The organism is Janthinobacterium sp. SUN120, assembly GCF_030397735.1.
Lineage (GTDB): Bacteria > Pseudomonadota > Gammaproteobacteria > Burkholderiales > Burkholderiaceae_D > Janthinobacterium > Janthinobacterium kumbetense.
This window is the reverse complement of sequence record NZ_JAPUBW010000001.1, coordinates 81,737-96,146: the sequence shown is the minus strand read 5'-3', so window position 1 is coordinate 96,146 and position 14,410 is coordinate 81,737. Positions and strand designations below refer to the sequence as shown.

Below are 14,410 nucleotides of genomic sequence, written 5' to 3'. Positions count from 1 at the left end.
AACATTATAGCGTATTCATTTCGCTTTGAAAAGTTCGATTTTTCAATCGCTTAGCTGATTTTGCAGAATACCGCCCCGCGTGATCGACTACCTTTTCACTGCTAAAAAGCTGACGCCTTTTTATCGATGGACACTTCTGCTTTCACAGGAGCTTCCAGCGAATCGAGAAGTTGCTGTCTCGAAAGAAGCGGGATTATAGGGACTGCTTTCCAGCCTGTCCAGTGCTATCTGCAGGCAACGCGCAAGCGTGCGGTGGCGCTGCGCCGCTTGGGGCTACAATACCAGCCAGACAGGGGCGCTTGTGCCTCCCCTCATTCATGGCGCGGGCATTGACCATCATGACCCATTTAACTGAGCTTAGCGGCGGCGGCCCGGCGGGGCAAGAGCCCGTGCGGCAGACTCACTGTTGCAGGATTTCCGATGGCCAAGCCTGACCGCACGCAAGATCTGCTGCCCCCATCAGCGCCGCTGAGCCTCTCCGGCGAGCGCCTGGCAAACTTAATGGAAAGCATCACCGATGGCTTTTGCCTGCTCGACCGCGACTGGACCATCCGCTATATCAATACGCGCGGCGCCGACATGCTCGCACCGCAGCGTCCGCCCGGCGCCAGCCTGGCAGGCAGCAGCCTGTGGCAAGCCTGCCCCGCCCTGCAGGGGACGGAACTGGAAGTGCAATACCGGCGCGCCATGGCGCAGCAGCACAGCAGCAGCTTCGAACTGCTGTACCGGCCGCTAGGGCGCTGGCTGGAAGTGCGCATCTTCCCTTCCAGCGATGGCTTGACCACGTACATCCAGGATATCAGCCAGCGCAAGGCGGCCGAGGAAAGCTTGCGCCACAGCGAGGAAGACTTGCGCGCGCTGGCCAATTCCATCCCGCAACTGGCCTGGATCGCCAGCTTCGACGGCACCATTGCCTGGTACAACCAGCGCTGGCACGACTACACGGGCACCAGCGCCGAACAGATGGCGGGCGACGGCTGGAGCATCGCCTATCACGCGCAGCATTTGCCGCCCATGCTGCACGCGTGGAAGGCCGCCTTGCGCGACGGCACGCCCTTCGAAATGGAATTTCCCATCCGCGGCGCCGACGGCCAGTACCGCTGGTTCCTGACGCGCGCCAATCCCGTGCGCGACCGGGGCGGCCAGCTGCTGCGCTGGTTTGGCACGAGCACCGACGTCGACCAGGTCAAGCGCGCGCAGGAAGCCTTGCGCGATGAAACGCGCGTGCTCGAATTGCTCAACAATACAGGGGCGGCCCTGGCCGGCACCCTCGACTTGCCCGCCCTGCTGCAGGAAACCGTCGATGCGGCCACGCGCATCAGCGGCGCGCGCTTCGGCGCCTTCTATTATGACGATGCGGGCGAGATCCCCGACAGCGCCGCGCCTCTGCCCTCGGCGCGCGCCGTCAACGGCATCAGCCTGCGCCAGGCCGAAGCCATCGCCACCGAACTGCGCCAGGGGCCGGCCATGCGCCAGAACGACTTGCTGGCCGCGCCCGATGCCAGCGCCGACGGCGCGCCGCCGCTGCGCAGCTGCCTGAGCCTGCCCGTCAGCTCCCGCTCGGGCCTGTTGCTGGGGCGCTTGCTGCTCGGCCATCCGCAAGCGGGCATGTTCAGCGCGCGCAGCGAACGCATCGTCTCGGCCATCGCGGCCCAGGCCGCCGTCGCGCTCGACAATACGCGCCTGTACGCGGCCGCCACGCGCGCCGCCGAAGAGCGCAAGGTACTGCTCGACAGCGAACGCGAGGCGCGCGCCGAAGCCGAGCGCACGAACCAGCTGAAAGACGATTTTCTCGCCACCCTGTCGCATGAACTGCGCACCCCCCTGTCGGCCATCCTCGGCTGGGCCCAGGTGCTGCGGCGCGGCACGCGCGACCAGGCCGACCTGCACCGCGGCCTGCAAAGCATCGAACGCAATGCGCGCGCGCAGGCGCAGCTGATCGAGGACTTGCTCGACATGAGCCGCATCACTTCCGACAAGGTATTGCTCGACCTGCAAACCCTGGCGCCCGCCAGCATCATCGCCTCGGCCATCGAAACCCTGCGCCCGGCGGCCGACGCCAAGCACATCGCCATCCACTGCAACATCGCCAGCGATGCGGGCACCATCACGGGCGACCCCAGCCGTATCCAGCAAGTGATCTGGAACCTGCTGTCGAATGCGCTGAAGTTCACGCCGCAAGGGGGGCGGGTCGATATCGGCGTGCGCCGCGAGACGTCGCGCCTGTCCATCACGGTGGCCGACAACGGCGTCGGCATCAAGAAGGATTTCCTGCCGCACGTGTTCGACCGCTTCCGCCAGGCCGATGCCTCCACCACGCGCCGGCACGGCGGCCTGGGGCTGGGATTGGCGATCGTCAAGCACCTGGTGGAGCAGCATGGCGGCACGGTCACCGTCAGCAGCGCCGGCGACATGCAGGGCGCCAGCTTTACCGTGCGCCTGCCGCTGGGCACGCCGGCCGCCGCGCGCCAGGCGGGCAGCGCCCTACCCTCCAGCCATGACTTGCGCGGCGTCAAGGTGCTGCTGGTCGATGACGACGCCGATGCGCGCGAACTGACGGAACGCATCTTGCGCGACAACAATGCCGAAGTGCACGGCGCCGGCGGCGTGGCGCAAGCGCTGCAACTGCTGGAGCAGGTGCGCCCGGATGTGCTGGTCAGCGACATCGGCATGCCCGAGGCCGACGGTTTCGACTTGCTGGCGCAAGTGCGCGCGCACGCCGCCCCGGAGTTGGCCCGGCTGCCCGCGCTGGCGCTGACGGCGTTTGCGCAACCGCAAGATCGCCAGCGGGCGCTCGACAGCGGCTTCCAGGCCTGGATCTCGAAGCCGCTCGACCCGGCCGGACTGGTGGCGGCCGTGGCGCAGCTGGCCGCTGCGCGCCCTGGACGGGAGCGCAAAACACCATCTTAAAAAGATGATGCAAAGAAATAAATAGTGCAGTACAAAATGACTATTTTCATGGGTCAGCCTTCCTACTTTCAGACGCGGCACTGTCCTACAAGCAACTAAGCTGAAGTTTGCTACACTGAAATGCAGAAGCACACCTGCACGGCAGGCTGGAAGCGGCGACCTTGGCCGGGGAGAACGGCAGAAGCGAGTTCATGCGCAGTTGTGCGCCCTATCTTGTTGCAAGGCGCTACTATCTTTTCCACCGCCGTCAGCCCATCATCTGCGGTAGAAGCCAGCGTTGCATAGACCGTATAACCGAGACCTTACATGCCCAGCCAAGATGAGATTTTGAAAGCCAAAATTTTGGTCGTCGACGATTCACCCGACAATGTCGACCTGATGCTGGAAATCCTGCGCGATGCCGGCTATACCAACGTCACGGCCACCATGCGTCCGGCACAGGTTTGCCCCCTGCACCGGGAGCATTGCTACGACCTGATCTTGCTCGACCTGCAAATGCCGGAACTCAATGGTTTCCAGGTCATGAAAGGCTTGAAAGAAATCGAACATGGCGGCTACCTGCCCGTGCTGGCCCTCACGGCGCAACCGAGTTTCAAGATCGCCGCCCTGGAAGCGGGCGCGCGCGACTTCATCAGCAAGCCCTTCGACCTGATGGAAGTGCACAAGCGCATCCACAACATGCTGGAAGTGCGCCTGCTGTACAAGGAACTGGCGCAATACAGCAAGCAGCAGCAGGAACTGGCGCTGCACGATCCGCTGACGGGCTTGCCGAACCGGCGCCTGCTGGAAGACCGCATCGAGCATACGCTGCAGCAATCGGCCCGCAACCGCGGCAAGTCGGCCATCCTGTACCTGGACCTGGACGGCTTCAAGGCCATCAACGACAGTTACGGCCACGGCTATGGCGACGAGATCCTGAAAATGGTGGCGGCCCGCCTGGTGGGCGCGTCGCGCAAGGAAGACACGGTGGCGCGCATCGGCGGCGATGAATTCGTCATCGTGCTGGGCAACCTGGCCGGCAAGGGCGACGCGCGCGAACCGGCCGCCAAGCTGATCGAAGTCATTTCCGAGCCGTATTTCATCAACGACCTGACCCTGCGCCTGTCGACCAGCATCGGCATCGCCATCTACCCGGACGACGCCAGCACCGTCGAATCCCTGCTCGGCGCGGCCGACACGGCCCTGTATGAAGCCAAGCGCGCCGGCAAGAACCGCTTTTGCTGCACGCCGCACGAAGTGATCGCGGCGCAGGTCAACATGCAGAAAAGCAGCATCCCGTCGATCGCCTGACCGTGACGCGGCGCGGCGCGTAAAGGCGCGTAAAAAAACCGGCGAGCCTCGCGGCCAGCCGGTTTTTTCATGTCCTGCAGGCTTTATTTCTTGCCAGCCGTCACTTCATGCTGGCCCGCATGCTGGTGGTCCGTTTGCGCATTGACGGTGTCGGGCGACACTTCGATGCGCGTGATGCCCGCATCGACGGAAATCGGGTCGCTGGCGGGGAAGGTCATTTCCACGGCGTCGTCGAGCAATTCTTCCTTGGCCCGCTCTTCGCCGCTCATGCCCTCCTCATCGGCCAGGATGGCCAGCGCGCTGGCCCATTTGACGAAGTTGAGGTTGGACAATTCGCGCACGGTGGTCACGCCAAACGCCTGCTGCAAGGCCTTGGCGTCTTTTGCGCTGACGCCGCGCAGGGCGCTGATGGGCGCATTGACGATGTCGCGGAAGCTTTTGTCGAGGTATTCCTTGTCGACGATGGTATCGATATTCATGGCATGTCCTTTCGTTTCGGTAAGCGGGCCAGTGCTGCGCCCCGCGCCATACTGGCGCCAGGCCGCAGGGGGTAATGACAGCCCCACTATGGCAGCGTGCCGCGCCCCGGTATGTGCGCAGCCGTACGTAACGGCAGGAACATGCATGCTGGCGCAAACGATAATATTGTCTATCACATAAAAATGATGGAAGGAGATTAAAATTGCCGAAAAGACAGAAATTTTTCATCCATGCGCCCCGCGATGAAATCCTCATGTATGATCCACAACTTGAATTTGGTCCTCACCTTTCACCATTCACGGGGCGCTATGTCCGCACAAACAGATCCGAACAAGGAAGCGTCCCAGGCCGATGCGGAACGCGCCGCCGACCTCAGCGAATTGCTCGGCCATGTCAACACCAGCTGGGACAATGAACGGCGCGCCCTGTCGCGCCAGCTGCACGACAGCCTCGGCTCCTCGCTGACGGCGCTCACCATGCACCTGTCGCTGCTGACGCAAAAGATGCCGCAGGAAGCCGCCTTGCTCGACCGCGCGGCAACGATGAAGCAATTGCTGCTGAATGTGATCGAGACCAACCGCCAGATGCAGATGAAGCTGTGGAACGACAAGCTCGAGTTTCTCGGCGTAAATGTCGCGCTCGGTGAGCTGGCCGCGCAATTTGCCGAACAGCACAAGATCACCGTGCGCTGCAGCCTGCCCGAAGATGAATTGATTTGCCCGCGCAACGTGGGCGTGGCCCTGCTGCGCACCCTGGAAGAAGCGCTCGGCAACATCGCCGCGCACGCCCACGCCACGCAGGTGGACATCATCATCGACGACAATGACGAGGCGCTGATGATGACGGTCAAGGATAACGGCAGCGGCTTGCCGGCCAACGAACCCGTCGAAATGAGCAAGCACGGCCTGCGCTCCGTGCGCGAGCGCGTGCATTACCTGGGCGGCACCCTGAGCCTGACGGCCAATCCGCAAGGCGGCACGGCCCTGACCGTCGTCTTGCCGCGCATTACGCCAAAAGAATAATTTCCCGCAGTGGGCGCCCTGCCCGCCTCAACGGGGCAGCGGCATCCCCTCTTCCGGCAACAGCAGTTGCGCCCCCAGCACATCGCGGCGCGCGCCATGCCCGGCCAGGCTGGTGCGATCGCCTTCCAGCACCTGCAAGAAATGTCCAACACGCAACACATCCGTCAATTGCGCCGCCAGGGCGGCATCGGCCGGGGAACCCGCCTGCCGCCATCCCAGCACCAGCAGGGTTTGCCAAATGTCGGGCAATGCCGTGCGCCAGCCGGCCGAGGCGAGAAAGACGCCGACCGGCTGCTCCAGCGCTGCACTCGCCCGCGCCAGCAAGTCCTCGCGCGCCAGTTCGCCGGGCCAGCCGTCAAGCTCGGCACGCCACAGGGGAAACGTGGCCAGCGGCGCCGGCAACGCGTCCAGGCTGCTGATGAAGCGGGACTTGCCATAGCCATCCGTGCGGAAACGCACGACCTGCCGCAGGCTTTCCCCGGCTTCCCCCCTGGCCCTGCAGGCCAGCAGCAGCTGGTAGAAATCGAGCTGCTCCGGGTCCAGGCCCAGGCTTTTCAAGCTGATGTAGCGGTCGTCGAACTGGCCCGGCCTGGCGGCGCCGCGCGGCTGCGTGGAAGTATCGTGCATGATTGTCCTTGGCGTGATGGTGGTGACGGTCGGCATCTTTCCCGAGTATAAAGTGTTTGCCGTGTACGGCCCAGCATCGGCTACACTGGGCAGGCGCGCCGCGGGCGTGCCCCAGTGACCGCTAACATCGCAACGACAGGAGATGGCATGCAACGACTCGCAACGACCTTGCTGGCAGCGCTGCTGGCCATGGGCGCCGCCCAGGCCGCCGACAATACCGTGCCGCCGCCGGAAACCGTGGACAAGCTGGCCTGGCTGGCCGGCTGCTGGAACGTCGACGGCGCCGAACCCGGTTCCGGCGAACAATGGAGCACGGCCGCCGGCGGCACCATCCTCGGCACCAGCCGCACCGTCAAGGGCGGCAAGACGACGGCCTTTGAATTCGTGCAGATCCGCCTCACGGAACCGGGCCAGCTGGCCTACATCGTGCAGCCGTCGGGACAGCCGCCCGTCATCTTCAACCTGCTGCGCCAGGACAAGCCGAATGAATTCATCTTCGCCAACCTGGACAACGACTTTCCGAGCCGCATCATCTACCGCCGCGACAGCGAGCGCATCTTGCATGCCAGCATCGTTGGCACCTTGAAGGGCAAATTCACCACCATCGACTTTCCCATGACGCGGGGCCGTTGCGAAGCGGCGCCTGTCGCGCGCGGCAAATAAAAAGGGGCCGCAAGGCCCCTTGTTTGATCCGGCGCAAACCGTTTACTGCAGCGCGATCAGTGCAGCTTGACTTGCGGCGTGCTGCGCTTGATCAGGAAGCGGCCCATGGCCATGACGGCCGTGCGCACGCTGCCCAGCACGGCATTGTGGTGCATCAGGTGCAGGCTCACATACATCATGCGCGCAACAAAGCCTTCGACGAACCAGCTCAAGCCCTTCAGCGAACCCATCAGGGTGCCAACCGAGGTGGTGCGGCCGAACGACACGAGCGAACCGTAGTCCAGGTACTCATACGGTTTGGTTTGCGGCGGCTTGCCCTTCGCTTGCAGCAGGAACGTTTTCAGCAGGTAATCGGCTTGCTGGTGGGCAGCCTGGGCGCGCGGCGGCACCAGCTTGCCGTCCGGCCCCATGCAGGCGGCGCAGTCGCCCAGCGCAAAGATATTCGCATGGCCCTGCACGTTGAGCATGCCCGTCACTTCCAGCTGGCCGGCGCGGTTGGTCGGCAACCCCAGCGTGGACAGGAATTCCGGCGCGCGGATGCCGGCCGCCCACACGCAGATGTCGGCTGCATAACTGGTGCCGCTGGCCACCGTTACCTTGTCGGCTTCGATGGTGGTGACGCGCGTATCGGTCACCACGGTGATGCCGTGCTGGTGCAGCAGTTTCGAGGCGGCGATGGAAACGCGCTCGGGCAGCGGCGCCAGGATGCGCGGCGCCCCTTCCAGCAGGGTGATGCGCACATCCTTGATGGCGTTGAGATTCTGGAAACCATACGCGGCATACACGCCGCTCGCTTCGCGCAATTCGGCCGCCAGTTCCACGCCCGTGGCGCCGCCGCCGATGATGACGATGTCGACGCCGGGATGGCCCGCGTCGCCCTGGCGCTGCTCGGCCATGGCCAGCAGTTTCAGCAGGGTCAGACGGAAACGTTCGGCGTCTTCCGTGGCATTCAGGGAAATCGTGTTTTCCTGGGCGCCGGGCACGCCGAAGTAATTCGAGGTGCTGCCCACGGCCAGCACCAGCTGGTCGTAGCTGACAGTGCGCTGCGGCAAGAGTTGCTCATCCTTGTCCGTGGCGATGGCGCCCACGGTAAGGCTGTTCGACGCGGCGTCGAGTGCGATCAGGGGGCCATAGACATAGGTGAAACCGTTGTCATGCGCCAGCATCTGGTATGACAGGCCCTCTTGATGAATGTCCAGGGTGCCGGCCGCCACTTCATGCAGCGACGGCTTCCAGATATGGTACAGGCGGCTGTCGACCAGGGTGACCTGGCCGGCGCCGAGCTTGCGGCTGAGTTTACAGGCCAGCTCCAAGCCGCCTGCACCTCCCCCTACGATAACGATTTTACTATGCAAAGATCCTCCTGCTTGTTAATCCCTGTGCCCGTTGCCGTTGCCGTTGCCATGACCGTTGCCATGGCCCTTGCCTGGCTTGTCATCATGCTTGTCGCGCTTGCCTTCATGTTTATCGCGCTTGTCATCATGCTTGTCATAGTGGCCGCGATCACGGTCATGATCCCGGTAGTCGGGACGGCCATGGTCGCCATGCTGCTGGCGGTAACGGGGCACATATTGGTTGTTATACCAACTATCTTGGACGAAATATACCTCTTGGTTACAGGCATTATACTTGCGGCAGTGCTTGGACCAGTGTTTCGCATGGCCGGGTGGCACGCGCAAATAGATGGGGCGCGCCGAATAGTATTGCGGGCGCTGCACGATGACGGGCTGGGCATAGATCAATTGCGGCGCTGGATAGTCGCCTATGTCGATGCGTCCGTAAAAGCCCGGCTGGCCGACGGTGACGGAGACGCCCACCTGGGCGACGGCAGCGGTAGCGGCCGACAGCAAGACGGCGGCAAGAATCAGGGTTTTCATGGGGACACTCCTTTTATCAGTTATGCCGCAATTGTAGACCTTGTGCAACCAACTGTTTGTTCGCAAGGACACATAAGGATTGCCGTGGCAATCTCACCACAGCTTGCCTAAAGGCACGACCACGCCGCTGAACAGCGACCAGTCCGGCGACGCCGCCGTCAAGCCGCGCGCCATGCCGATATCGATGGCCAGCCGCGGCGTGGGACTGTAGGTGGCGGCCAGCAAGAGCTGCGCCGTGGCCGGCGCGCCGCGCAAGCGCGTGCCCGACACTTCCGCCGTGGCGCCCCAGCGCTCGCTGACGGGCGTGGAAAAGGAGGTCGCCCAGCCCGTTTGCACCCTGCCGGTATGCGGGTCGGCTGCGCCCAGGCGCGTGGCGTTCAGGTTGGCGTCCATGTGCACGGCGCCCAGGTCGCGGCTGAAAATGCCGTTCAGCGACACGTCGCTCTTGCCGCTGCCGATGCTGTCCTTGGCCGTGGGCAACTTCCAGCCCAACTCCAGGCCCAGCGCCGTGGCGCTGTCGAGCAAAAAGGCGCGCTTGAGCACGACCGTCGTGTCGCCCACGCCCGTTTCGCGGCGCCCCGTGTCGTCGCGCGCACGCACGAAGCCCTCGCCTTCGAGCAATACGCCCCATTCCGGGCTGAACGCCAGTTTGAACGTGTACGGCAGGCTGGCGCGGCGCGTGTCGTCCGTTTTCGACAGCAGGCCGCCCGCCTCGAATTCCAGCTGGCCCGGCACGGGCAGCTGGGCGGGACTGGCCACGGAAGGCCGGTACGGCAGCACGGGATCGCCCTCCTGCGCCTGCGCCAGCGGCGGCAGGGAGAGCAATAACACGGAGAAACACAACAGCGGCAGGGAAGAAGACGGCATGGGAAACCCGGAAGTGGCAAACGCGCAATAACGACAGCCTACCACCGCCGCGCCGATTGCGCCCGGACCCGCCCCATTTCAGGCCAGGCGCCGCACGCCCTGCCTGGCGGCCGGCACCGGCCGGCGCAGCGGCGTGACATTGCTGGACGCCGGCACGGCCATCTGTTGCGCCTGGGCATGCAGGCGGAACACGCCCACCAGTTCCGTCAGGGTCTGCGCCTGGTCCTGCAGCGATTCGGCGGCGGCCGCCGCCTCTTCCACCAGGGCCGCGTTTTGCTGCGTCACCTGGTCCATCTGCAGCACGGCCTGGTTGACTTGCTCGATGCCGGCGCTTTGCTCGGCGCTGGCGGCCGTGATTTCCTGCATGATGTCGGCCACCTGGCGCACGCTGGTGACCACTTCATCCATCGTCTTGCCCGCGTCATGCACGAGTCTGGAGCCGATTTCCACCTGCTCGACGGAGTCGCCGATCAGAATCTTGATTTCCTTGGCGGCACTGGCCGAGCGTTGTGCCAGGTTGCGCACTTCGGACGCGACGACGGCAAAACCGCGCCCCTCCTCGCCCGCCCTGGCCGCTTCCACGGCCGCGTTCAAGGCCAGGATGTTCGTCTGGAAGGCGATGCTGTCGATGACGCTGATGATGTCGACGATCTTGCGCGACGACGCGTTGATCGATTCCATCGTCTGCACCACCTGCCCCACCACGGCGCCGCCCTTGCCCGCCACGTCGGACGCGGCGCCGGCCAGCGCATTGGCCTGGCGCGCATTGTCCGCATTCTGCCGCACGGCCGACGTCAGCTCTTCCATCGACGACGCCGTTTCTTCCAGCGAACTGGCCTGCTCTTCCGTGCGGGACGACAAGTCGAGGTTACCCTGGGCAATTTCGCCCGAGGCCGTGTTGATGGTGTCCGTACCCGAGCGCACCTGGCTGACGATGCCCACCAGCTTGTCGCGCATGGTTTTCATGGCAAACAGCAGGCTGGCGCTGTCGTGGCTGGCCGTGCGGATATCGACGGTGAGGTCGCCCTCGGCGATGGCGCCGGCGATCTTGACGGCATACGCCGGTTCGCCACCGAGCTGGCGCGTCAGTCCGCGCGTGATCAGCGCCCCCAGCGCCAGGCCCGCCGCCACGCTGCCCAGCACCAGCGCGATCATGAAGCTGCGGCTGGCCTGGTACACGCCGGACGCCTGCTCGGAAGCGGCCTTGGCGCGCTCTTCCTTCTGCTGCGACAGCTTGTCCAGCACGCCGTCGAGTTCATCGGCATGCTGGCGCGTCTTGTTGAGCAGTTCGGTCAGTTGCGCGCTGCGCTGGGCCAGCGGTTCGGCTGCCGCCAGGGTCAGCGCCTGCTGCATGGTGGCGATATATTCCGCTTCGACGGCGGCGAAGCGCGCAAACAGTTCCTTGGCGGCCGGCGTGACGAACAGCGGCTCCGCCTTGGCAAGGTAACTTTTATTCAAGTCGAGGAATTTGGCGATGTCGGCCTGGCGCGTGGCGCGCTCCTCGGCGGTCGTGGCCAGCAAGAAGTTGCTGCGCGCGCGGCCCACCTTGATCAAGGCGATGTTGGCTTCCTTGATGTACGACAAGCCCAACAGTTCATGGTTGTACATCTGCCCCGCCATGGTATCGATCTTGCCCATGTTGAAGATGCCGATGCCGGCCACGATGGCCCCCATCAGCGCGACGCAAAAGAATGCCGCCAGCAAGCGCGTTCCCACCTTCATCCGGTTCAACATGATTTCTCCCATAGACTGGCCGATACTCGATGCAACTGGAGCGTACTGGCTTGAATATAAAGAAAAAACACGGAAAAAAATGCTCGGATTGTCACCAAACAACAATTCCTTGATTTATAGCAACATGCAAAACGGCTTGCCATGCTAGGCAAGCCGTTCGGGCATGGGCTTGGCGCCCCTCCGTTAATGGCCCGCGTTAATGGCCCGCGTGTGCGCCAGGTTTGCGCACAGTCATCTCGACGCTCCCCTTGGCCGGCAGCTTGCCCGTACCCTGGCCGCGCACGGGTTCCGGCAAGGCGCCCGTCCATTCATAGGCCACGCTGCCGGCCGGGTGCTTGTACCAGCCCGGATCGCGGTAGTCGCCGGTTTTTTGATCCTTGCGCACCTTGACCGTGGTAAACATGCCGCCCATGCCGATGGCGCCGAAGGGGCCGTCGCCCGCCATCATCGGCAAGGTATTGTCGGGAATCGGCATCTGCATCTCGCCCATATCGGCCATGCCCCGTTCGCCCATCACCATGTAGCCGGGCACGAGCTGGTTGATCTTCGCCGCCACGCCCTGGTGGTCGACGCCGATCATGGTGGGCACGTCGTGTCCCATAGCATTCATCGTGTGGTGCGACTTGTGGCAGTGGAAAGCCCAGTCGCCGAGGTCCGTGGCAGTAAACTCGACGGCGCGCATCTGACCGACGGCAATATCGGTCGTCACTTCGGGCCAGCGCGATTCGGGGCGCGTCCAGCCACCATCCGTGCCCGTCACCTCGAATTCATGGCCATGCATGTGGATCGGGTGGTTCGTCATGGTCAGATTGCCCACGCGCACGCGCACCTTGTCGCCCTGGCGCACGACCATGGGGTCGATGCCGGGGAAGACGCGGCTATTGAAGGTGAACAGATTGAAATCCGTCATGGTCATGATCTTCGGCGTGTAGCTGCCGGGGTCGATGTCGTAGTTGCTCAGCAAGAAGACGAAGTCGCGGTCCACCTTCATGAAATTCGGGTCTTTCGGGTGCGTCACCCAGAAACCCATCATACCCATGGCCATCTGCGTCATTTCATCCGCGTGCGGGTGGTACATGAAGGTGCCGGGCCGCTTGGCGACGAATTCATAGACGAAGGTCTTGCCAGGAGGAATGCCCGGCTGGGTCAGGCCCGTGACGCCGTCCATGCCGTTGGGCAAGCGCTGGCCATGCCAGTGCACGCTCGTGTGTTCCGGTAACTTGTTGGTGACGAAAATGCGCACGCGGTCGCCCTCCACCACTTCGATGGTGGGACCGGGCGACTGGCCGTTGTAGCCCCATAGATTGGCCATCATGCCGGGCGCCAGTTCGCGCACGACGGGTTCGGCAACGAGGTGGAATTCCTTGACGTTGTTATTCATGCGCCAGGGCAAGGACCAGCCATTCAGGGTGACGACGGGGTTGTACGGCCGCCCGTTCGGCGGCGGTGGCGGCGCCTTCGTCTCCGCGCCGGCCATGCTGACGGCTTCCGGCAGCGATGCCGCGCCCACGCGGCTCACCGCTGCCGCACTCAGGGCGACCGCGCCCGCATTCATGAAAAAGTTTCTACGTGTAATCATCATTATTCCTTGTTGGCAGGGCCGCTGCCATTGATGGCGCCTTGCAGTTCAGTTTGCGCAATCCAGAAATCGCGCTGGGTGTCGATGGCGCCGTTGACGCTGGCAACTTGCTCGCGCGCATCGGCCAGCAGTTCGAAGACGCTGGCCAGCATGCCGTTGTAGCGCAGCAATACTTCATGCGAAATCGTCTTGCGCAGCGGCACGACTTCATCGCGGTAGTGGCGCGCCAGGTCGTAGGCCGTGCGGTAGCTGGAATACGCCTCGCGCACTTCCGAGCGGGCCCGTACGGCCGTGCCCGCCGTGCGCTGCAGCGACTGCTCATACAAGGCTTGCGCCTTCGCATTGCGCGCCGAACCCCAGTCGAACAGGGGCAGCTCCAGCGACACTTCGTAGCCGTTTTCACGGGGCGCCTCGCTCGTGCTCTTGTTGGTGTAGCCCACGTCGAGCACGTTGATGAAACCCGTCACCTTGGACAGGCCCAGCGCGCTGGCCGTCGCATGCGCGTCGAGTTTACTCATCTGCACGTCGAGGCGCTGCTCCATGGCTTGCGCCTCGATATTGCCCGCCTCGGCTGGCTTGGCCGGCAAATCGGGCAAGCGCGACGGCAAAGTGAACGTCGTCTGCTTGCCCCACAGGCCCAGCAAGCGCGTCAGGTGCTCGCGCGTGGCCGTGGCCTGGTGGCGCGCGCGGGCCAGGTCGCCGACGGCGTCCGCGTAAAACACTTGCTGGCGCGCCTGGTCGAGGCGGCTCCAGTTGCCCGCCTGCTGCAAGCGCGTGGCCAGTTCGGCGCCCGCCTCGGCCGACAGCAGCGCCCGCTGCATGAACTGTTCCGTCTGCACGGCGGCCACCGCATTGAAGTAGGCGCGGCGCGTATCCGACGCCAGTTGCACGGCGCTGCCGGCCGCTTGCAGCTTGGCCTGTTCAAAACGGCCCCGTTCGATGTTCACGCGCATCGGCATGGTCAGCAAGCCGGCCAGGTCGAAGCTGACGCCGCGGTCGATTTCATTGCCGTGACTGCCATGCGAACGGCCGAACGACAGGCCGGGATTGCGCAAGCGCCCCGCCTGCACCAGGTCCGCCTCGGACGCGCCCAGTTCGGCCAGCGCCACTTTCATGCCGTGGTTGTTCATCAGGGCGATGCGCACGGCGCCGTCCGCGTCCAGGGGCTGGGCCAGCAAGGCCGCCAGTTTTTCCTCGCCGCCCTTGTCGGCCAGCGCGTCGGGCGCGCCCGTGCGGGCGTCGGCCAGCGCGGACACGGCCTGCATGCCGCCATCGGCGCTGAAGCTGGCGCAGCCGCTGAGCAGCAGGACGGCCGCCAGCGCCAGCGGCGTGAGGCAAGTTGATTTGGTGAAACGTGGCAT

General features: G+C 64.2%; 12 protein-coding genes. 4 read left to right on the top strand and 8 right to left on the bottom strand.

Annotated features, from left to right (window positions below; all coding sequences use genetic code 11):
- The first annotated feature begins 420 nt into the window (after window positions 1–420).
- Window positions 421–2,910, top strand: a complete 2,490-nt coding sequence (locus O0879_RS00360; RefSeq protein ID WP_289914189.1) for an ATP-binding protein — start codon at window positions 421–423, stop codon at window positions 2,908–2,910.
- Between the two features lie 306 nt (window positions 2,911–3,216).
- Window positions 3,217–4,200, top strand: coding sequence for a diguanylate cyclase (locus O0879_RS00355; RefSeq protein WP_099667358.1), 984 nt, complete (start codon window positions 3,217–3,219; stop codon window positions 4,198–4,200).
- Between the two features lie 83 nt (window positions 4,201–4,283).
- Here the strand turns inward: O0879_RS00355 and O0879_RS00350 are convergent, their stop codons facing one another.
- Window positions 4,284–4,679: a hypothetical protein gene (locus tag O0879_RS00350; RefSeq protein WP_077406391.1), complete on the bottom strand. Its 396-nt coding sequence runs from the start codon at window positions 4,677–4,679 to the stop codon at window positions 4,284–4,286.
- A gap of 309 nt (window positions 4,680–4,988) precedes the next feature.
- On the opposite strand from O0879_RS00350, the gene O0879_RS00345 reads away from it, so the two are divergent.
- Window positions 4,989–5,702, top strand: coding sequence for an ATP-binding protein (locus tag O0879_RS00345; protein WP_099667356.1), 714 nt, complete (start codon window positions 4,989–4,991; stop codon window positions 5,700–5,702).
- A 27-nt stretch (window positions 5,703–5,729) separates the two neighbouring features.
- Here O0879_RS00345 and O0879_RS00340 read toward each other — a convergent pair whose 3' ends face one another.
- Entirely contained in the window at window positions 5,730–6,329 is a 600-nt protein-coding gene (locus O0879_RS00340) for a hypothetical protein (RefSeq protein WP_289914188.1), read from the bottom strand.
- 147 nt (window positions 6,330–6,476) lie between these two features.
- On the opposite strand from O0879_RS00340, the gene O0879_RS00335 reads away from it, so the two are divergent.
- Complete coding sequence (locus O0879_RS00335; protein WP_251348151.1) at window positions 6,477–6,992, top strand: DUF6265 family protein; 516 nt, start codon at window positions 6,477–6,479, stop codon at window positions 6,990–6,992.
- A 56-nt stretch (window positions 6,993–7,048) separates the two neighbouring features.
- Here the strand turns inward: O0879_RS00335 and O0879_RS00330 are convergent, their stop codons facing one another.
- The 6 genes from O0879_RS00330 to O0879_RS00305 form a co-directional block, all read right to left on the bottom strand.
- The gene (locus O0879_RS00330; RefSeq protein WP_251348150.1) at window positions 7,049–8,347 is read right to left on the bottom strand and encodes an NAD(P)/FAD-dependent oxidoreductase; all 1,299 of its coding nucleotides are present in this window, start codon (window positions 8,345–8,347) and stop codon (window positions 7,049–7,051) included.
- Between the two features lie 15 nt (window positions 8,348–8,362).
- Complete coding sequence (locus O0879_RS00325) at window positions 8,363–8,869, bottom strand: hypothetical protein (RefSeq protein WP_289914187.1); 507 nt, start codon at window positions 8,867–8,869, stop codon at window positions 8,363–8,365.
- Window positions 8,870–8,962: 93 nt separating this feature from the next.
- Window positions 8,963–9,736, bottom strand: a complete 774-nt coding sequence (locus O0879_RS00320) for a transporter (protein ID WP_289897345.1) — start codon at window positions 9,734–9,736, stop codon at window positions 8,963–8,965.
- A 78-nt stretch (window positions 9,737–9,814) separates the two neighbouring features.
- Complete coding sequence (locus tag O0879_RS00315; protein ID WP_289914186.1) at window positions 9,815–11,470, bottom strand: methyl-accepting chemotaxis protein; 1,656 nt, start codon at window positions 11,468–11,470, stop codon at window positions 9,815–9,817.
- Between the two features lie 196 nt (window positions 11,471–11,666).
- A complete protein-coding gene (locus O0879_RS00310) occupies window positions 11,667–13,049 on the bottom strand; it encodes a copper oxidase (protein ID WP_289916120.1) in 1,383 nt (460 codons plus the stop codon).
- A 2-nt stretch (window positions 13,050–13,051) separates the two neighbouring features.
- On the bottom strand, window positions 13,052–14,410 hold the full coding sequence (locus O0879_RS00305; RefSeq protein ID WP_289914185.1) for a TolC family protein: 1,359 nt from the start codon (window positions 14,408–14,410) through the stop codon (window positions 13,052–13,054).

Coding starts and splice junctions, on each gene's coding strand:
- O0879_RS00360 (WP_289914189.1), top strand. CDS start 421: ATGGCCAAGCCTGACCGCACGCAAGATCTGCTGCCCCCATCAGCGCCG.
- O0879_RS00355 (WP_099667358.1), top strand. CDS start 3,217: ATGCCCAGCCAAGATGAGATTTTGAAAGCCAAAATTTTGGTCGTCGAC.
- O0879_RS00350 (WP_077406391.1), bottom strand. CDS start 4,679: ATGAATATCGATACCATCGTCGACAAGGAATACCTCGACAAAAGCTTC.
- O0879_RS00345 (WP_099667356.1), top strand. CDS start 4,989: ATGTCCGCACAAACAGATCCGAACAAGGAAGCGTCCCAGGCCGATGCG.
- O0879_RS00340 (WP_289914188.1), bottom strand. CDS start 6,329: ATGCACGATACTTCCACGCAGCCGCGCGGCGCCGCCAGGCCGGGCCAG.
- O0879_RS00335 (WP_251348151.1), top strand. CDS start 6,477: ATGCAACGACTCGCAACGACCTTGCTGGCAGCGCTGCTGGCCATGGGC.
- O0879_RS00325 (WP_289914187.1), bottom strand. CDS start 8,869: ATGAAAACCCTGATTCTTGCCGCCGTCTTGCTGTCGGCCGCTACCGCT.
- O0879_RS00320 (WP_289897345.1), bottom strand. CDS start 9,736: ATGCCGTCTTCTTCCCTGCCGCTGTTGTGTTTCTCCGTGTTATTGCTC.
- O0879_RS00315 (WP_289914186.1), bottom strand. CDS start 11,470: ATGTTGAACCGGATGAAGGTGGGAACGCGCTTGCTGGCGGCATTCTTT.
- O0879_RS00310 (WP_289916120.1), bottom strand. CDS start 13,049: ATGATTACACGTAGAAACTTTTTCATGAATGCGGGCGCGGTCGCCCTG.
- O0879_RS00305 (WP_289914185.1), bottom strand. CDS start 14,410: ATGCCACGTTTCACCAAATCAACTTGCCTCACGCCGCTGGCGCTGGCG.